An 18,772-nucleotide genomic window follows, 5' to 3' on the forward strand; every position below is an offset into this window, starting at 1 on the left:
GAGGGCGATACGGACTCCGCTGACTGACAGGCTGTGTCGACCGAACGATCCCCTTGGTCGACTACGGTAACCATGCCTCGTGCCGACGACGACGGACACCAGAGCTACCAGGAACACGCCGGAGACGGGGTCAGTGTCTGTGGTACCGACGGCAACCGCTACCCCGCTGGCCGTCCGCCGCACCACCACCGACGGATCGGACACCAGCACCTTCACACCCGCGCGTCCGAGCACGCGCACACCAGCACACCCAGGCACCCACGCGCCCAAGCCCCCGCACGCCCAAGCGCCCACGCAACCAAGAAGCCGCCCGCCCACACGTCCGCCCACTCTTACTCATCCCAGGTTTCACGTGAAACAACTGCGCTCCCCTTTCCGCCGACATCGCGCACGGCGTCGCTCGGCCGTAGTCATTCACTCAGTAGCGGCACACACGTCGAGAATCGCCGCGCACCTCCTCCCCGACGACGTGAGTCCCCGGTACGGACCAAGGTCGCAATCCCTTCTGAAAGACACCGACCATTCAGTACAGCGACATCAGCGCGATCGCCCGGAGCCCGAGACGGAACCGCCACGCCGCAACACCCTCAGCCACCGGACACCAGAACACCGGTCTCCCTCACAATTCCGTCCGTTTCTCCAGGCCCGGCCCTGGGCCGGCGCTCACTCCAACCTCCACCCCGGACCGGCGGTCACCCCAGCCGCGACCGCCCGCCCACCGTCGCCCGCCGGACTGCTCCGTCCTCCCGAATTGCAGCAGTCGTCTCCACAGTGCCGCACTCCGATACCTGGACCGCACGTCGCTGACGATGTCATGGGCGAGCACGGGCGACCTGCTCACCTCCCCCGCCGTACCACCACCGGCCTCCGCCGCCATCCATCATCTTCCGCCCGAGCCCGCACTTCGGTCTCGACCTCTTCGACGCGAACCACCGGGAGACCTCACTCATTCTCACACCGGACATCGCCGGGACCCTGATGTTCGTATCCTGACTCGGGCCCCTCCCCGGATACCCGGGTCCGGGCACCGGACCGGCGGCCGACACCGTCCGTCATCCGACGGACGGGGCCGGACAGGAAGTCCTTCCCCTCCCCCGTTCCCTCCCCCTCCCCCGCGAGCCTCCCCTACCCCACGAGGTCGCGCTTGACGACCTTACCGATGACGTTGCGCGGCAGTGCCTCGGTCTGCAGCACGACGTCCCGCGGCACGGCGGGGATGATGAGGTTCTCCTCGATGTACGCCCGCACGTCGTCCTCGCTGACCTCCGTGGTGCCGTCGACGACGACGTAGGCCTTCACCCGCTGGAAGGTGTTGTCATCCTCCACGCCCACACAGTAAGCGTCCTCGACACCGTCCATCCGGCAGATCAGGTCGGAGACCGAACTCGGCCAGATGTTCTCGCCGCCGACGATGATCATGTCGTTGTCCCGGCCGAGCACCTTGAGCCGGCCGCTCTCCGGGTCGATGACACCCTTGTCGCCGAGGTTCAGCATGCCGTCGGTCTCCTCCGCGGCATCCCGGTTGCCCAGGTAGCCCTCCATCGACATGATGTTGCGCGCGTGGATGATCCCCACCTCGCCCGGGGCGACAGGTTTGCCGTCCTCGCCGAGGACCTCCAGCCGACCGTTCCACACCGGGTAGCCGGCCGTGGTCGGGTCAACCCTGAGATCCTCCGGACCCGCGAACGCGACGAGCAGCCCCTCGGTGGAGCCGTAGCCCGAGCCGAGGATGTAGCCGTACTGCTTCTCGAGACCGACGACGAGATCCTCGCTCATCGCGTTGCCCGCGTTGAGGATGAACTTCACCGACGAGTGGTCGTACTTGCCCGGGTTCGCCAGGTCCACCTCCAGCTGGTCCTTGAGGAACACCGCGGAGCTGATGATGCCCTCGCACTTGTACTCGTCCACCTGACGCATGACGTTCTCCGGGTCGAAGACGCGCTGGGTCACGATCTTGCAGCCGGCGAGCATCGCGATCACGGACACACCCCAGCCGAGGACGTGGAACATGCTTGCGGTCATCTGCAGGGTGCAGCCGGCCTTCACGCCGAGCGCCTCGATGGGCGGGCCGATGACCCCCACCGGGAACGTCGGTTCACTGTGGTTGACCGCCTTCGGGGTGCCGCTCGTCCCCGACGACATGAGCACCACACCGCCCTGGTGCGGCTTCTTCGGGAGCGTGTCATCCTCCGGCCCGGGCGACGCCCACAGGTCCTGCATCGTGGGGAAATCGATGTCGGTGCGGTACCCCTCCCCCGCCCACGCGTGGCAGAGGGTGAGGCCGTCGACGTCGTCCGGCAGCTTCGCGTCGAACTCCGAGTCGGCGAAGATCATGTCGAGGCCATGGTCCTTGGCGATGCCACGCAGCTGCTGTCCGCTCGCACCGACGTTGAGGAGGAACACGGTGAAGCCGAGGTAGCCCTTCGCGGCGAGCGGGATCAGGAATCCGCGGCCGTTGCGGGCCATGATGCCGACCCGGCTGTTCTCGTCGATCCCCCGGCTGGCCAGCACGTGGGCGGTCAGGCGGGCCTGGGTCCGCAGTTCGCGGTAGGTGAGCTCCCCCTCGTCGTCGACGAGGGCGATGCGGTCCGGGTACCGGGCGGCGCCGGCTTCGAGCAGGCCAGCAAGCGTGGCACCGTAGCGGGCGACGTACTTCACGGCGTCCAGCTTCTCCGAGGCGGTCCCCCCCTTGAGCAACCCGGTGTTCAGGACGGCCCGCCCGCCCTTGACCATCCCCTTGATGTCGTAGGCCAACTGGTCGCGGGTCCTCTTGTCGAACAGGTCGATCACGGTCTCTCCTTCTCGGTCGGTGCTGCGGATGTCCGTCGCTGGTGGCGCACACCGTACCCGTCATAGTTTCATGCGACATACCGAATGCCGCATCCGTCGTGTTACACCGGGACTGCTGCACGGGACGCCGCCCCGGTTCCCGCAGCACAGCACTGCGGGAACTCCGACCACCGGAATCTACGGTGACTGCACTTCTGCTGCTACCCCCGTATGACAGGAGTTACAGAATAGCACTCGTGTTGTTCCGCTGGTCAACGGGTGACCCCGCCTCTCATCCAGGAAAAATCTGGTGTTCGAGCCGGTAGACGGTACTATTGTGCCAGAATGCTCCACAGAATGTAACGGTTTGGTATCGTTCCGTCGTTGGAACGTGACAGATACCGACGGTCGCCGGTGAAGTCCCAGCCACCCGCCGACCATCACTGACGAAGTTTTTCGAGAGGACGCTCCCCGATGAGTTCACGACACACCAAGGCTTCCGGCCACCGCCTGCGCAACCGGATCGCCGCCGCATCCACCGCAGTTCTGGCCGCCGCCGGCATCGCCGCCGGCGCCGTCGCTGTCTCCGGGAACGGCGCACAGGACGCCCAGGCCGACGGCGGTCGCGCCGTCCTCGTCGGCGACTCGCTGCCGGCCAACCCGGACCTCTACAACTTCGCCGCCGGCAAGGGCCTCCCCCTCCCCGACGCGATCCTCTCCCGCACCGGCTGCGGCACCGACAACCGCTTCCGGGACGCCATCGCCGGGTCCAACGGGCAGGATGTCCAGAACTACACCTGCGCCGGGGCGTCCTACCGCACGGGTGGCGCACATGTCATCGACCAGGTGAACCAGGCCGCCGCCAACGGTGACGTCGCCGGGGCCACCGTGTACATGCTCGCCGGCGCGAACGACACCTACCCCTACATCCTCAACGACCACATGCCGGTCCCGGAGATTCAGAACAACCTCAAGAACTCCATCGCCGACGCGGTCCGCGCCGCGAAGAACGCCCACGCCGCCGACGTCAAGGTCGTCGGCATGCCGCGCATCACCAGCGGCGCCGGTGAGGTCTGCGCCATCAACCTCATCCCGGGCGTCCAGGTGCCGACCTTCGGCATCGACATCTCCAACGTCGAATGGGCACTCGAGAACGCCGGCCGCGACGGCGCCGCCGAGGGCGGCGGACGCTTCGTCTCCCTCAAGGACGCCAGCAACGGCCACGACATGTGCTCCAACGACCGCTACATCGTGGGCCTCATCGACACGACCTCCCAGCGCCGCAACCTGCCGCTGCACATGACCGACGAGGGCCACGCCGTCCTCGGCGCCGTCACCGGCCGCGCCTAGCAGGACAGGAGTTCTCGACATGTCCCGCCACAGCAGCAGGAAGTCCCTGCGCACCCGCATCGGCCTGGCCACCGGGTCCGTCGCCGCGGCCGCCGCGCTCGTCGGCGGCGTCCTCGCCGTCAACCAGGACGCCACCCCGACCGCCGAGGCCGCACCCGGCCCGATGGTCGTCTTCGGCGATTCCTTCGTCTCCGCACCCGACCAGTACGTCACCTACGGTCTCGCGGACGACCCGAACTACCCCAGCACCGACGGCTGCGTCCAGGACTACAGCAACTGGCCCCGCCGCATCGCCGACCAGACCGGACGCGAGGTCCACGACTGGTCCTGCAACGGCATGACCAGCGGCGAGATGCTCGGCAAGATCGACCGGGCCCGCGACGCCGGTGCACTCAACGACGGAACCCGCGTGGTCGCCCTGTCCGTCGGCCTCAATGACTGGGGCCCCTACGGCTTCACCAAGGACGGCAACAACTTCCTCGACCCCGGTGTGGTCCACGGCGCTTACGTCGACCACCTGCGCCAGGCCGCCGAGAAGATCCGCGCCGTCGCCCCGAACGCGCAGATCATCATGCCCGGCATGCTCTCGGTCACCGACCCGAACTCCCTGTTCTGCCCGCTCAACGTCATCCCGGAGTTCCCGCTGGGCGTCCCCGTGCCCGTCCTCCACGACGTGGAGAACTGGAACCGCGACGCCCAGCAGGACGCCGCCAACCAGATCGGCGCCACCTTCATCGACGTGAAGGGCGCCTCCTGGGACCGCTCCACCTGCTCGACCCCGGATTCCGAGCGCATGGTCGCGGGCTGGATCGACACGACCACCCCCGACTGGAAGATGGTCAACCACCCGTCCGCGAAGGGCAACCAGTTCGTCGCGGACCTGGTGAAGGGGCAGATCTAGGCACCCTCCGGCGCCACCCCGGCGACCGCGCCGTCACGGCGTGCGTCCGCCGCGCCGGACACCTGCTCCCCCGCGACACGCAGCACACTCAGCCCCGAGTCGAACGACCCGGGGCGCAGCTCATGGCCCCAGCCCTCGAGCAGGCGCCGTGCCGTGTCCGCGTCACTGTCGCTGGCCCCGTCACCGTGCTCGGACACGGAGTAGACCGCGCCCCGGTTCTCGGCCCCGAAGTTCGGCATCCGCACCGCCTGGGCCGGTGTGAGATCCCAGTCGACCATCGCGACAAGCGCCTTGACCACGTACGAGGGGATCTTCCGGCCACCGGGGGAACCCAGCGCCATCACCGGCGCCCCGCCGGCAGAGCCGGCAGAGTCGGCACCGTCAGCACCGTCGGCCCCGTCGCTGAACACCAGCAGGGGCGACATCATCGTCCGCGGATGCGCGCCCGGCTCCCGGCGGTTCGGCTGCCCCTCCTCCGCATCGGCGGTGAAGTTGTCCAGCGAATTGTTGAGGAAGTAGCCGTGCTCCTTCTCGCCGCTGCCGAAGCTGCGCTGCAGCGTGGTCGTCAGGCTGGCGGTGCTCCCGGCCGAGTCCCGTACCGTGATCTGCGAGGTCCCCTGGTCGTTGCTGTCGGAGTAGTCCGCGGACCGGCCGGCCAGTGACGAGGGCTGCGGATCGTGCAGCGTGCGGCGCTGTGTGATCCGGTCCGCGGCGTCCGCCAGATGGTCGGAGCCGGTCACCAGGTCACGGACGTAGTCGCGGGCGCGGTCCGGGTCGACCGCGGCGTCCGCCATCCAGGTGTTCGCGTCGGCGAAGGCGAGGCGTTCGGCCTCCATCACCAGGTGCTGGGCGGTCGCGCGGGCGACCGGGGCCGTCCCCGTCGAGTACGGGGTGAGCCGCGCGAGGTCGAGGTGGTCGAGGATCCCCAGTGTCTCGCCGACGACCGCCATACCGGTCTCCGTGCCGTGCGAACCGCACACCCGGTACCCCTGGTAGGGCACGCAGAGCGGGTCCGCCGGTTCCAGCGGGTCCGACGTGCCCTGCAGGCCCGCCAGATAGTCGGCGTAGTCGGTGTTCGTCATCGTGTCCCCCGCCGCCGGCAGGTGGTCGAAGAGCTCACGGCGCGCCGACATGGCGTCCGCCAGCCGACGGCTGACCGGGAACCCGTCGGTCGCGAGCCGGCGGGCCGGCTCCGTCAGTGTGCCGAGGTCCATGGTGCCGAACCGGGCACGGAGCGTATCCATCAGCCGGTCGGTCTGGGGCACACCCACCGACCCCCGCGCCGCGGCGTCCTCCGGTGCGTGGACCGTGCCGTCGAAGCTCTCGGTGATCCCGGAGGGGCCGTCGTGGTAGACCGCCAGACCGCCGCCGCCGGGCCCGGAGTACTGCGGTTCGGTCAGGCCCAGCACGTACTGGGACGCCACCAGGGCGTCCGCCGCCGTCCCACCGTCGGCGAGGACACGGCAGCCCGCCGCGGTCGCCTCCGGGTCCGGGGTGGAGACCATCCCGCCGGACGCCGGGCCGGTGGCGTCCAGCGCCCCCTCCCCGCAGGACGCCGCCTGCGCCGGGGACGCCGTGGGCAACGGGTGCGGATGCGGGGCCGGACGGCTGTCACCGCCGCAAGCGCAGCATGCCGCGACAGCCGACGTCACCAGCACGGCGGCAGTGGTCCGGAGGAGGCGGGGCTGTCCCGCCGGTGAACTCAGACCCACGCCATCACCGGAACCGTCACCGCCGCACAGCCGGCGAGCGACAGGCCCATGCCCGCCGACGTCCGCTTCACCCCGTACTGCACGAGGTCATTGGAGATGATCGCCGGCAAGACGCAGAACACCACGTTCTGCGGACCGCCGAACCGGACGCCCCACACCTGTGCCGCGATGATCTCGCAGGCGGTGACGAAGACGAACGACAGGCTGCACAGCAGGATGAACCGGTCCTTGCCGAACAACGGCACCCGGCGGGAGAACGGGACGTACACCGCCAGCACACCGAGGGTGGCCACGGCCAGGATCGCGATGTAGGACAGCTGCGTCAGTGCCGCGATGATCATGCCCGCGGTCACGTAGCCGCCGGTGCGCAGCTTCCAGCTGCGGACCGTCCCCTCCTGCACCAGGACGGCGAACAGGACCGACAGGGCGCTGACGAGGAACAGCAGCGGGAGCGGTTCCACGTCGGAACTGGTGAACGTGTCCGCCAGCGACAACGGCAGCACCGTGGAGGTCAGCAGGGTCAGACCGAGTCCGGCGACGGCCGTCACCGGCACCATCCAGCCCAGCGGTACGAGCGTGTGCACCACGCCCTGCTTGATCAGCGAGTTGCACAGCATCCCGGGGACGATCACGCCGACGAGGGCGAGTCCCCGGTCCTGTGCCCCCGGCAGTGCCTCGGAGACGGCGAGCCACAGCCCGCCGCACACGACGCCGACCGCCAGGCCGATGGCGAAGATCTGGCGGGGCCGGGGCAGGAAGATCTTCAGGATCACGAACCGGATCAGGAGATAGCCGAACATCGACACCAGCAGTGTGACCAGGACGTTCAGCGGCATGTACAGGGCAGCCGCGAGATAGCCGACCGCCAGGGACCCACCGACGGAGATCTGGCGGCGGCGGAAATAGAGGTAGCTGACGATCAGTCCCAGGAGGAACGTGAGGTGGACATAGTCGGTGATGAACCCGTAGGAGCCCATGGTCTGGCTGGTCACCGGACCGTCACCTCCCGACCGGCCGGAGCGGGGGCGGCGTCCGGTGCAGCGGCGGGCAGCTGTTCCTCGGCGAGTGCACCGACGTACCGCTGCATGGCGAGAACGTGCTCGGTGTGGATGTTCACCATGCCGAAGATGGCGACATCCTCACCCTCGAAGCCCTCGCGGGCCCGGGCAACCAGGTCACGGCCCGACGCGACATGGTCCCCGTCGAGGTCGTAGGTGGTCTTCACCTTGTCCTCCGGCACGCCTGCCGCGATGAGCCGCTGGCTCACGACCTCCTGGAGTTCGCCGTAGAGCACCACGGCATCGATCTCGTCGACGAGATCCTGGGCGAGGACGTCGACGAACATCGCCGCCCGGTCCGTCCGGTCGGCACGGTTGTTCATGGCCACCACCCTGCGGCAGTCGGCCGGCAGGTCCTCGGCCACGACGTCGCGGAACACCCGGGTCGTGGACTCCCAGTCGTTCACCGCGAACATCGGCACCCAGTAGAACGGTCCGTCCGCCACATCGCGGACCCGGGTGATCTTCGTCGTCCCCGGATCCGGCTCGGCGCGGAGCATGCCGCGGACCGCCGTCTCCTCCCCGATGCCGTGCACCTCGGCGACCGCCAGGACGACGGCGACGTTCTCCTCGAACTGCCGGTAGTCGAAATCGCCGCACAGCCGACGGGACAGCCCGGTCTCCGCCGCGACGATGAGGCGGGAACCGCGCCGGTCGCAGTGCTCCCGGAGCACCTCGACGATCTCGGGGTTCCGCTCGCCGGTGACGACCACGCCGTGGTCGGGGACGGTGTTGCACAGGGACGCCGCGATCTCGGGCAGGGTGTCCCCCATGTCCTCCTGGTGGTCCAGCCGGACATTCGTGATGACGGTCAGTGGGGATCGCAGGATCACGTTCTGGCACAGGTCCTGGTACTTCGGCTTCACGGCCATGCACTCCACCACGAGTGCCTTGACCGGGTCCTCGGCGCCGTCGAGCCAGTCGGCGAGGAAGCGGTACTGCTCGTTGATGTTGGCCGGGCCGGTGCGCCGGATCGGGTGTTCCCCGCCCTCGGGGTCGATGACGCAGGCGAAGGTGCCGGTGGTCTTGGCGATGCTGGTGTGCCCGGCCTCCCGCAGGACGCCGCCGATCATGCGGGTGACGGTGGACTTTCCCCGGATACCGTTGACGTGGACGTTGATGTCCAGGTCACTCATGCGACGGCGGTGCCGCCGTTCCTTGCTGTGGAATACGCTCATGCCGGCCGCCGCGGTCACCGCGGACAGGGCCAGGTAGGAAAGCACGGAGAGATCTCCTTCTGTGAGGGGTATGTGGAGAGATGCTGCAGGCCTTCCGACGACCACGGCTGGAGAGGTGCCGTGAGCGCCGTCAAATGTTATCGGCAGATGAAGTACCTGGTAGAAGGCCTGACGGCAGTTACCATAGCCTTACGGAGGCGGGTCTGCCACTCGGCGGAACACCACGCATCAAAGGGGGTGGGGCCGGAGCCGCCGCGGCGCTGCCGGTCGGCGGTGAACGGAAGATACTGCACTGCTCAGCACCGTTGTTCCGGGTCAGGCGGTGACAGGGGGCGCAGTATCGTGTACCCCCACCCGCGGACGCGGAAAGAGCGCCTCCCGGACACCGGAAGACGCTCTCTGTCCTGCAACTACGCTGGTGGAGCTGAGGGGAATCGAACCCCTGACCTCCTGCTTGCAAAGCAGGTGCTCTACCAATTGAGCTACAGCCCCGTAGAAATGTTGGTGGGCCTAGGAGGACTTGAACCTCCGACCTCGTCATTATCAGTGACGCGCTCTAACCACCTGAGCTATAGGCCCGCGAACAGGACAGTACTCTACCGACCGCCCGGATAACCGGCAAATCGCCTGGTCATCGACGGTTTTCCAGACCCCATCCCGCGAGCCTGTCGGCAGGGGTGGGATCGGACACCACAGAGACCGTCGGATCGTCGGATCCCGTCCGGCCGGCGTCCCCGGCAGTGGTGGAGGTGTCCGTCCCGTAGCGCTCCCTGTCGGCGCCGTCAGCACTGTCGGCGATGTCGGCACTGTCGGTGATGTCGAACGCCACGTCCGCCGGGGCGTCCCCCACCGTCACCCGCAGACCGCCCACGAGCGTCGCCACGCTGTTGTAGAGGACGGCGACGACCGGGGCCAGCACGGTGACCACGACGGCCTCCAGGACCCCCACACCCGCGGCCACGCCGAAGTACGTGCCGGCCCCGACCGTGTCCGAGCCCGTGAGGTCGGCGAGGAGACTGTTCATCCTCCCCCACACCCCCGAGATGCCGAGCCCGATGAAGACCACCAGGGCGGCCACCATCCACACGAGGAACAGCACCGTGTTCATCGCCGCGGCGACGCGCAGGGCGCTGCGCGGCGAGATCCGGTTGAGGGTGCTGTCCCGTTCCATCTTCCCGACCCTACTTGCCGTCCGGCTTCGCGTCCGGCTTCACGTCAGGGTTGTCGGCGGTCTGCTGGGCCGCTTCCTCGCCCTCGTCCTCGACATTGCGGTCGATCGCGTAGAGCTCCACGCCCTTGGCCAGGTCGACCAGCCGCACGCCCATCGTGTCGCGGGCGGACTTCCGGATCTGGTCGACCGGCGTCCGGATCACACCGCCGGCGGTGGTGATGGCGAAGATCTCGTCATCCTCGGCCACGGTGAGCGCGCCGATGAGCTTGCCACGCTTCGGGGTGTACTTGAACGTCACCACGCCCATGCCGCCGCGGCCACGGATCGGGTAGTCCTCGATCGGGGTCCGCTTGCCGTAGCCGCCGGAGGTCGCCACCAGCAGGTAGCAGCCCTCGGACGCCACGGTGAGCGACAGCAGCTGGTCGTCGCCCTTGAAGCGCATGCCCTTGACGCCGGCGGTGGCGCGGCCCATCGGACGCAGTGTCTCGTCGTCGGCGGTGAACCGCAGCGCCTGGCCTTCCTCGGAGACGAGCAGCAGGTCGCTCTCCTCGGTGCAGAGCTGGGCGCCGATGAGCTTGTCGCCCTCGTTGAGGTTGATGGCGATGAGGCCGCCGGACCGGGCCGTGTCGTAGTCGGTGAGCCGCGACTTCTTGATGCGTCCCTGCTCGGTCGCGAGGACCAGGTAGGGGGCGTCCTCGAAGGTCTGGAGCTGGATGACCTCGGCGATCTGTTCACCGGGCTGGAACTCCAGCAGGTTCGCGACGTGCTGGCCGCGGGCGGTGCGGGTCGCCTCGGGCAGTTCGTAGGCCTTGAGGCGGTACACCCGGCCGTAGTTCGTGAAGAACATGATGATGTCGTGCGTGGAGCAGACGAAGAAGTGGCGGACCACGTCGTCCTGCTTCAGTTCGGCCCCGCGGACGCCCTTGCCGCCGCGGCGCTGCGAGCGGTAGGCGTCGACCTTCGTCCGCTTCGCGTAGCCGGTGGAGGTGATCGTGACGACCACGTTCTCCCGGGCGATGAGGTCTTCCTCGGAGACGTCGCCGACGGCCCCGATGATCTCGGTGCGCCGTTCGTCGCCGTACTTCTCGACGATCTCGGCGAGTTCGTCGTGGACGATGGTGCGCTGCCGCTCCGGGGACGCCAGGATCGCCTTGAGGTCGGCGATGGTCTTCTCGATCTCGGCGAGTTCGTCGATGATCTTCTGGCGTTCCAGGGCGGCCAGGCGGCGCAGCTGCATCGCGAGGATGGCGTCCGCCTGCACCTCGTCGATGTCGAGCAGGTCCATCAGGCCCTCGCGGGCGATGTCGACGGTCTGGGACCGGCGGATCAGGGCGATGACCTCGTCGAGGGCGTCCAGCGCCTTGACCAGGCCGCGCAGGATGTGGGCCCGCTTCTCGGCCTCGTCGAGCCGGAACTGCGTCCGGCGGACGATGACCTCGATCTGGTGCTTCACGTACAGCGTGAGCATCTGGTCGAGGCGCAGGGTGCGGGGCACACCGTCGACGATGGACAGCATGTTCGCGCCGAACCCGGTCTGCAGCTGCGAGTGCTTGTACAGGTTGTTCAGCACGACGCGCGGGATGGCGTCCCGCTTGAGGGTGACCACGATGCGCATGCCGACGCGGTCGGAGGATTCGTCGTCGATCTTCGAGATGCCCGCGATCTTGCCGTCCCGGACCTGCTCGGCGATGGAGCTGACGAGATTGTCGGGGTTGACCTGGTACGGCAGTTCGGTGATGACGATGATCTGCCGGTTCCCCTCCTCCTCGATCGTCGTCTTGCCGCGCATCCGGATCGACCCGCGGCCGGTGGTGTAGGCGTCCCGGATGCCCTTGTCACCGACGATGAGGCCGGCGGTCGGGAAGTCCGGTCCCTTCACGCGCTCCATGCAGGCGTCCAGGGTGGTCTGCTCGTCGGCGTCGTAGTTGTCGAGGATCCAGAAGATCGCCTCGGCCAGCTCGGTGAGGTTGTGCGGCGGGATGTTCGTCGCCATACCGACGGCGATACCGCTCGAGCCGTTCATCAGCAGGTTCGGTACGCGCGACGGCAGGACGTCCGGTTCCTGGGACTTGCCGTCGTAGTTCGGGGAGAAGTCGACCGTGTTCTCCCGGATGTCGCGGACCATCTCCAGCGCCAGCGGGGTCAGCCGGCACTCCGTGTAACGCATGGCGGCGGGGCCGTCGTTGCCGCGGGAGCCGAAGTTCCCCTGGCCGTCGACGAGCGGGTAGCGCATCGACCACGGCTGCGCCATGCGGCAGAGGGTGTCGTAGATCGCCGTGTCGCCGTGCGGGTGGTAGTGACCCATCGTCTCGGCGACCGGGCGGGCCGACTTCACGTAGCTCCGGTCATGGCGGAAGCCGTTGTCGAACATGGCGTAGATGACGCGCCGGTGGACCGGCTTCATCCCGTCCCGGACTTCCGGGAGCGCGCGGCCCACGATCACGCTCATCGCGTAATCGATGTAGCTGTTCCGCATCTCATCGTTGAGATCGATGGGACTGATGCGGTCGTACAGCGTCTCGCCGCCGCCGTTGGTGTCGTCGCTCACTTCGGTGCGATCCCTTCTGGCAGACAAACAGATATTCGTATCCATTCTAGCATGTCAGGCGCAATTTTCCCGGTTACAGGTACGGTGGTGAGGCATGACTACGCCACGGAAACGCCCTGACCGCCCCGCACACCTCGCCACCGTCACCGCGACGGAGCGCACCGCCCCTGACATGGTCCGCGTCCACCTCGACGTCCCTGCCGTGCGGGACGCCGCCACGTTCCCCCTCGACCAGACCGACCACTACGTCAAACTTCTCTTCCCGCCGGTCGGGGCGTCCTGGTCCTGGGACGACGACGATGCCGACGCTGACCTGCCGGGCCGCGTCCGCAACACTCTGCCCCGCGAGGGATGGCCCGTCATGCGCACGTACACGCTGCGCTCCTGGGACCGGGACGAAGGCAGTGTCATCATCGACTTCGTCGTCCACGGGGACGCCGGTATCGCCGGCCCGTGGGCAGCTTCCGTGACCCCCGGTTCCCGGATCGGGTTCATGGGCCCGGGTGGCGCCTGGCACCCGGAAGCCGGCTACGACCGTGTCATCTTCGCCGGTGACGAGGCGGCCGCGCCGGCGATCTTCGCCGGGATCGAGGCGCTGCCGTACGGCACGCCCGCCACCGCCTACGTCGAGGTCGCGGACGCCGGGGAGCCGCTCCCCCTCCCGGTCCGCGCCGACGACGACGGGGTCGATGTCGTCTGGGTCGGACGCGACGGCGCGACGCACGGGACCGAACTGGTCCGGGCGGTCACCGCCGCCGGGATTCCCGCGGGCCGGACGCAGTGGTTCGTCCACGGTGTCGCGGAGATGATCCGGGACCTGCGCCGTTTCCTGTTCGTCGAGGGCGGGGTGCCGAAGGAGGACGTCTCCATCTCCGGCTACTGGCGGCTCGGCATGGTCGAGGACGAGTGGCAGGCGAGCAAGCGTGACTTCAACCGGGAGATCGAGGAGGCCGAGGCGGCGGCGGCCGGGTCCTGAGTCCCCGGCCCGGGGGCTCCGGGTCCTGAGTCCCTGCCCCGGGGGCTCCGGTTCCTGTGCGGAACGAGCGGGGACGGGGACGGTCCCGGGGACAGGACAGCGGACAGAAGAAAGCCCCGCCGGTGGGGCGGGGCGGACGGTGAGGGGTGTGTCCGCGGACAGATGATCCGCGGTGGACCGGGGTCAGGCGGCGTGCCGGACGCCCGGGCCGTGGTGCGGTGCGGTGGTGGCCGTGTTCTGTGGTGCGGTCAGGGGGCCTGCCTCCCGGCCGGTGACGTGGAGCAGGGCGACGGTGTAGTCGCCCGAATCGAACTCCTGGTAGAGGCGGGTTGTCAGATATTCCTCGGCGTTGGTCAGCCGACCACTTCCGTTGTCGTCCGCCCGGAGGCCGCGTGGTGTGCCGTGTCCGGCGGAAAAGTTGCCGGCGGCGAGGGTCTGCAGGGGGTTGAGGACCGAGATGCCGAGCACCGGGGCGGTGCGCAGCGTCGCCCAGTCGGGGTGGTCGGCGGGAATCCAAACGGAGACGAGGCCGGGAGCGAGGCTCTCATCGAAGAAGGAGTCGATGACCACACACATCATGCGGCCCGAGACCTCCGCGGCCAGGACGGCCAGCGGAAGTCGGTCAGTGGCGACGTCTCCGTGTGTCGTGACGGTCGGGGCAACTGTGTGCGCCGGAGCCGTCTTCAGTGCTGTGGTCATGGCAACCAGTAGACCACTCTGTCTGCCGGAATGCAAGAGCAATGTCGGGAGAAATAGAGTTTCCGCAGGTCACGCCAGGAAAATTACTAGACTGATCTGTCTGTTCCGCGTGCGGATACGACGTTTCGGACTCTCGACCCCACGGCGTGCGCCGCACTGATCGCTTCGGACACCTCATGCCGCAGTGCGACAAACCCGGGATCCGCGGTCAGGTCACGCAGCCGGCTCTGCAGTGTTTCACGTGGAACATCGGGCGAGAGGAGCGTCCTGTCGCGCCGTGTACCGGGCCCGAGTTCCGGTGGCACCACGACCTCCTCCAGAGTGCGCCCGGGACGGGAGGCCATCACCACTACCCGGTCACCGAGGAGGATGGCCTCCTCCACGCTGTGCGTCACGAACAGGATCGCGGGGCGGTCCCGGGCCCAGACCCGTAAGAGTTCAGCCTGCAGCTGTTCGCGGGTAAAGGGATCCAGTGCTCCGAACGGTTCATCCATCAGGACATGCCGCGGGCCGGCAGCCAGAACCCGCGCAATCTGGGCGCGCTGCTGCATGCCGCCCGACAACTCGTGGGGCAGACGGTCAGCGGCCTCGGTCAGGCCGACCAGATCGAGCAGGGCATCGGCACGCTCCCGCTGGACTTTCTGCCCCGAGTACCGGGAAGCCAGCCGGATGTTCTCGCGCACCGGGAACCAGGGCAGCAACGTGGGTTGCTGGAAGACCACTCCCCTGTCGGTACCCGGACCGGTGAGCTCCCGACCGTCGACCCGTGCGACCCCGGATGTCGGGGCCAGAAAACCGGCGAGTATGCGCAGCAGTGTCGACTTGCCGCATCCCGACGGGCCGACCAGACAGACGATCTCCCCGTCGTCGACGGTGAGGCTCACATCCGTCAGCGCCGTCACCGTCCCCGCCGTCTCCGTCTCATAGATTTCCCCGACACTGTCCACTTCGATCACGGCTTCTCCTCCTTCAGTACTGAGTCTGCCGCCGGCGTGGCGGCAGGAGTGTCCCACAACTCCGGCCGGGTGGCGGCCGCGTACTCCTCGACCGGACGTGCCGAGGGGATCTCCCCCTGGTCCGTCAGGAAGCCCGCCGTCTCATGGATCCCGTCAGCGACGGCCGCCAACTGCGCGCGTTCCTCGCCGCTGTGAATGAACCGGAGTCCACCGATCTGGCGACGTGCCGCCTCCTTGTCCATCCCGGAGGCGGCAGCGTTCACGGCGGCAAATCCCCCGGGATCCTTGTCGGCATGATCCACCACCCACCCTTCGAGTGACAGGAAGGTCGACAGCAGCTCGGCATGGGAATCCGCCCACCGGTCGGCAGCGAGAGAGACGTTGTAGGTGGCGTGACCGGCCGCCGCCTGCTGTTCCGAGTCCGTCAGGACGTTCCCCGCCGGCGATCCACCCGTCCCGTCCTTCAGCTCCTGAAGGGTCGGATCCCAGACGTAGGCCGCGTCGATCTGGTCCGACTTCCAGGCTGCCGGGAGCTTGTCCGGAGAAATGTTGACGATCGTCACGTCCTTCGCCGGATCGAGTCCACTGTCGATCAGTGCATTGAGAAGACTGTAGTGGGACGTCGAGGAGGACGGCACGGCGATACGTTGTCCCTTCAACTCTCCGATGGAGTGCGCCTTCTTGGCCACGAGCGCCTCCGAGGTGCCGATGACGGAGTTCACCCCGACCACCGACACCGGAAGATTCAGTGGCGCACTGAGAGCCTTCGTGGTCGGTGTCGAACCGAGTCCGGCGATATCGACCGAGTCGGAGGCGAACCCCTGGACGATGTCCTGGCCGGTCGGGAACCGGGTCCAGCTCACCTCCGCATCGGGTAGACATGCTTCGGCGAGACCCTGGTCCTGTGTGTAGAGATCTGCACCGGGACTGCCCAGATAGCCGATCCTGATGCGGCCGGTGGCGTCGGAGGGGGTGACCGGACACTCGACCTCCGCCGAGGCGTCCGCCCACTCCGCGGCGGGCAGACCCACGCATCCGGTGACCGAGAGAGCACAGGTGGCCAGCACTCCCCCGGTGACCGCCAGGTGCCACCGGCCCCGGCCGTGCCCCGTCGGCCGTTTCACGTGAAACATGCCGTGAATCCTCACTGCCTCGTGCGCCATGGCGCATACCTCCGTTCACTCCACAGCAGCACCCGATCCAGCAGTAGTGCCGTCACACCGATGACGATGATGCAGGCGATGGCCAGCGCGGTATCCAGTTGCGTCCCCGAGATATAGGCGAGACCGCCGATACCCGGGATACCGTCGTTCATTTCCGCCGCCACAATCGCCGCCCAGCACAGGCCGGCGGCGAGCCGCACACCGTTGATGATCTCCGGCAGTGCGCCCGGCAACAGGACGGTCCGGAATACCTGGGTCGACGTCGCGCCGAGCGACTCGGACGCCAGAATCCAGTCCCGTCGTACCCCGGTCACACCGGCCAGAGTCGACACCGTCACGGTCGGGAACGCCGCCAGGAACAGCAGCACAACCTTCGACTGGTCACCGATTCCGAACCACACGATGAGCAGCCCGATATACCCCAGCGGTGGCAGCGCACGGAGGAATGACAGGTACGGTTCCACGACCGCCCGGACCGTCGCAGAGCTGCCGAGCCACCAGCCCAACAGGATCCCGACCAGAGTACCGGCACCCAGTCCGACCGCGATCCGCTCGATCGTGGCCAGGAGATGCTGCCACAGGAAATAGCCCTGCACACCGCATTCCGGTCGGGCACTGCCCTCCGCACCGGAACGGCAGATATTGGTGTCCACAAGGTCATGGAAGACGTCGCCCGGTCCGGGCAGGACCACCGGGTCCACTCCGGTGAACCGCGCGACCGCCCACCAGGCGGCGAGCAGTCCGATGAGCGTCGAGCCCTGGTTCAACCGGATCCGGCCCGTCGACCGGCGGCGAGTCGACCTATTACGTATCGACCGGCTGCGCGTTGACCGGCTCCGCGACCGCCGTGCCTGTCGTCGCTGCCGACCGTCCACCGAACCCCTCCCCTCCCCCTCCGGGGCGGGGCCGCCAATTCCCGCACCGCCGACTCCCGGCACGACCACTCCTGGACCGCGGTGGTCGGTACCGGCACCGGTTCGTCCGCCCCGGACGGTGTGCGACGTGGCCGGCGAGCCGTCGGGATATGATGATCTGACCGTCATGCTGACCGCCGCGGGTCCCCGGACCTCTGAGATCCGATGTCGGGACCGCCTGAAGAGGCACCATCGGTCGCTGTCCGATTCGTCACTGTGACACCACGCCGGTGCAGTGCGGGGATCACGCCCTCACCGACATGGAAGCTCTCCTCAAGATGCGGATAGCCCGAGAGAATGAAGTGGGACAGTCCCGCACGACGGAAGTCGTCGATGCGTTCAGCGACCTGGGCATAGGACCCGACGATCGCGGTTCCCGCTCCCCCACGGACCAATCCGATACCGGACCACAGGCTCGGGGAGAACTCCAGGGCCCGGGCGTCCCCGCCGACGACAAAGTCTCCGCCGCGGCCGTGGATCTCCGACATCCGCCGCTGCCCATCCGACTGCGAGGTCCGCAGCCCCTGCTGCGCCCGGGCGACCGTGGCCGGATCAAGACTGTCATAGAGCTTCTGGGCGGCGGCCCAGGCCTCGGCCTCGGTATCCCGGGCGATCACGTGCAGCCGGATGCCGTAGTCCAGGCTCCGGCCGAACTCCGCCGCCCGCGCGGCGACACGGCCCAGCTTCTCCGCCACACTGTCGGGGTGTTCGCCCCACGTCAGGTAGACATCCGCCCGGCGTGCCGCGACCTCGATCCCGGCCGGTGAGGAGCCGCCGAAGAACACCTCCGGAACGACGGCGGGGCGCCGTGCGAGTGCCGCCCCCTCGACATGCACATGCTCGCCATGGAAGTCGAGGGGTTCCGGCTCGGTGAGCAGGTGCCGGACGACTTCGAGCGCCTCATCCGCGGTGGCGTACCGCTCCTCCTTCGTGGAGAAGTCACCGTAGGCGCGCTGTTCGGCGTCCTCACCACCGACGACGACGTTGAGGTTGAGCCGGCCGCCGGACAGCTCCTGGTAGGTGTGGATCTGCTGGGCGAGCAGGGCCGCGGGAACCAGTGTCGGCCGGAAGGCCACAAGGAATTTCAGTCGTTCGGTCTCGGCGAGCAGCGCCGAGGTGGCCAGCCAGGAGTCCAGGCACCACCGTCCGGTCGGGGTGAGCACGGACTCGAACCCGTTGTACTCGGCCGCCTTCGCCGCCTGGATGAGGTAGCGGAGGTCGGGCGCCCGCTCCCCCACTTCCGCGCCGGCCCCGTGACCGCCTCCGATGATGCCCCGTGAGTCGCCACTGGTCGGAAGGAACCAGTGGAGGGTGACTGTCTCTGATGCTGCAATTCCACTCATGGCGAAAAAGTAGACCATGCTGTCTACCAGAGGG

The 18,772-nt window shown here is 68.1% G+C and carries 14 protein-coding genes and 2 tRNA genes; 3 read left to right on the forward strand and 13 right to left on the reverse strand.

Going from position 1 to position 18,772, the window contains the following annotated elements:
* Positions 1-1,125: 1,125 nt before the first annotated feature.
* Positions 1,126-2,790: an AMP-binding protein gene (locus FSW06_RS09625; RefSeq protein ID WP_010122586.1), complete on the reverse strand. Its 1,665-nt coding sequence runs from the start codon at positions 2,788-2,790 to the stop codon at positions 1,126-1,128.
* A 453-nt stretch (positions 2,791-3,243) separates the two neighbouring features.
* Here FSW06_RS09625 and FSW06_RS09630 point away from each other — a divergent pair, with 453 nt between their 5' ends.
* Together FSW06_RS09630 and FSW06_RS09635 are read left to right on the forward strand one after the other, a co-directional pair.
* Positions 3,244-4,119 carry an SGNH/GDSL hydrolase family protein gene (locus tag FSW06_RS09630; RefSeq protein WP_010122585.1) on the forward strand — a complete coding sequence of 292 codons (876 nt, stop codon included), beginning with the start codon at positions 3,244-3,246 and terminating at the stop codon, positions 4,117-4,119.
* Positions 4,120-4,138: 19 nt separating this feature from the next.
* Positions 4,139-5,020 carry a GDSL-type esterase/lipase family protein gene (locus tag FSW06_RS09635; RefSeq protein ID WP_146881341.1) on the forward strand — a complete coding sequence of 294 codons (882 nt, stop codon included), beginning with the start codon at positions 4,139-4,141 and terminating at the stop codon, positions 5,018-5,020.
* Here FSW06_RS09635 and FSW06_RS09640 read toward each other — a convergent pair.
* From FSW06_RS09640 to gyrA, 7 genes are all read right to left on the reverse strand, one after another.
* Positions 5,017-6,603, reverse strand: coding sequence for a gamma-glutamyltransferase (locus tag FSW06_RS09640; protein ID WP_139024603.1), 1,587 nt, complete (start codon positions 6,601-6,603; stop codon positions 5,017-5,019). The two genes, FSW06_RS09635 and FSW06_RS09640, sit on opposite strands and share 4 nt — an antisense overlap.
* A 119-nt stretch (positions 6,604-6,722) precedes the next feature.
* Positions 6,723-7,724, reverse strand: coding sequence for a poly-gamma-glutamate biosynthesis protein PgsC/CapC (locus FSW06_RS09645; protein WP_010122580.1), 1,002 nt, complete (start codon positions 7,722-7,724; stop codon positions 6,723-6,725).
* A complete protein-coding gene (gene pgsB, locus FSW06_RS09650) occupies positions 7,721-9,013 on the reverse strand; it encodes a poly-gamma-glutamate synthase PgsB (RefSeq protein ID WP_010122579.1) in 1,293 nt (430 codons plus the stop codon). The genes FSW06_RS09645 and pgsB overlap by 4 nt, the downstream gene beginning before the upstream one ends.
* Positions 9,014-9,384: 371 nt before the next feature.
* A tRNA-Ala gene (locus FSW06_RS09655) sits at positions 9,385-9,460 on the reverse strand.
* Positions 9,461-9,470: 10 nt separating this feature from the next.
* Positions 9,471-9,547, reverse strand: a tRNA-Ile gene (locus FSW06_RS09660).
* A 52-nt stretch (positions 9,548-9,599) separates the two neighbouring features.
* Positions 9,600-10,139, reverse strand: a complete 540-nt coding sequence (locus tag FSW06_RS09665) for a DUF3566 domain-containing protein (RefSeq protein WP_010122578.1) — start codon at positions 10,137-10,139, stop codon at positions 9,600-9,602.
* Positions 10,140-10,149: 10 nt separating this feature from the next.
* Positions 10,150-12,687, reverse strand: coding sequence for a DNA gyrase subunit A (gene gyrA / locus FSW06_RS09670; RefSeq protein WP_010122576.1), 2,538 nt, complete (start codon positions 12,685-12,687; stop codon positions 10,150-10,152).
* A gap of 94 nt (positions 12,688-12,781) precedes the next feature.
* Here gyrA and FSW06_RS09675 point away from each other — a divergent pair, with 94 nt between their 5' ends.
* Entirely contained in the window at positions 12,782-13,663 is an 882-nt protein-coding gene (locus FSW06_RS09675) for a siderophore-interacting protein (RefSeq protein WP_029450308.1), read from the forward strand.
* A 183-nt stretch (positions 13,664-13,846) separates the two neighbouring features.
* On the opposite strand, the gene FSW06_RS09680 is transcribed toward FSW06_RS09675, so the two are convergent.
* The 5 genes from FSW06_RS09680 to FSW06_RS09700 all read right to left on the reverse strand — a co-directional run bounded on the left by FSW06_RS09680 (position 13,847) and on the right by FSW06_RS09700 (position 18,738).
* Positions 13,847-14,362, reverse strand: a complete 516-nt coding sequence (locus tag FSW06_RS09680; RefSeq protein ID WP_010122573.1) for a hypothetical protein — start codon at positions 14,360-14,362, stop codon at positions 13,847-13,849.
* Between the two features lie 86 nt (positions 14,363-14,448).
* A complete protein-coding gene (locus FSW06_RS09685; RefSeq protein WP_010122571.1) occupies positions 14,449-15,318 on the reverse strand; it encodes an ABC transporter ATP-binding protein in 870 nt (289 codons plus the stop codon).
* The gene (locus tag FSW06_RS09690; protein WP_010122569.1) at positions 15,315-16,451 is read right to left on the reverse strand and encodes a taurine ABC transporter substrate-binding protein; all 1,137 of its coding nucleotides are present in this window, start codon (positions 16,449-16,451) and stop codon (positions 15,315-15,317) included. Before FSW06_RS09690 ends, FSW06_RS09685 begins: the two co-directional genes overlap by 4 nt.
* Before the next feature lie 11 nt (positions 16,452-16,462).
* A complete protein-coding gene (locus FSW06_RS09695; RefSeq protein ID WP_010122568.1) occupies positions 16,463-17,248 on the reverse strand; it encodes an ABC transporter permease in 786 nt (261 codons plus the stop codon).
* Positions 17,249-17,520: 272 nt separating this feature from the next.
* Positions 17,521-18,738, reverse strand: a complete 1,218-nt coding sequence (locus tag FSW06_RS09700; protein ID WP_050802070.1) for an LLM class flavin-dependent oxidoreductase — start codon at positions 18,736-18,738, stop codon at positions 17,521-17,523.
* Positions 18,739-18,772 lie beyond the last annotated feature (34 nt).

The sequence above is a fragment of the Corynebacterium nuruki S6-4 genome, from assembly GCF_007970465.1.
In the GTDB taxonomy this organism is placed as follows: domain Bacteria; phylum Actinomycetota; class Actinomycetes; order Mycobacteriales; family Mycobacteriaceae; genus Corynebacterium; species Corynebacterium nuruki.

Coding starts and splice junctions, on each gene's coding strand:
- FSW06_RS09630 (WP_010122585.1), top strand. CDS start 3,244: ATGAGTTCACGACACACCAAGGCTTCCGGCCACCGCCTGCGCAACCGG.
- FSW06_RS09635 (WP_146881341.1), top strand. CDS start 4,139: ATGTCCCGCCACAGCAGCAGGAAGTCCCTGCGCACCCGCATCGGCCTG.
- FSW06_RS09665 (WP_010122578.1), bottom strand. CDS start 10,139: ATGGAACGGGACAGCACCCTCAACCGGATCTCGCCGCGCAGCGCCCTG.
- FSW06_RS09675 (WP_029450308.1), top strand. CDS start 12,782: ATGACTACGCCACGGAAACGCCCTGACCGCCCCGCACACCTCGCCACC.
- FSW06_RS09680 (WP_010122573.1), bottom strand. CDS start 14,362: ATGACCACAGCACTGAAGACGGCTCCGGCGCACACAGTTGCCCCGACC.
- FSW06_RS09690 (WP_010122569.1), bottom strand. CDS start 16,451: ATGTTTCACGTGAAACGGCCGACGGGGCACGGCCGGGGCCGGTGGCAC.
- FSW06_RS09700 (WP_050802070.1), bottom strand. CDS start 18,738: ATGAGTGGAATTGCAGCATCAGAGACAGTCACCCTCCACTGGTTCCTT.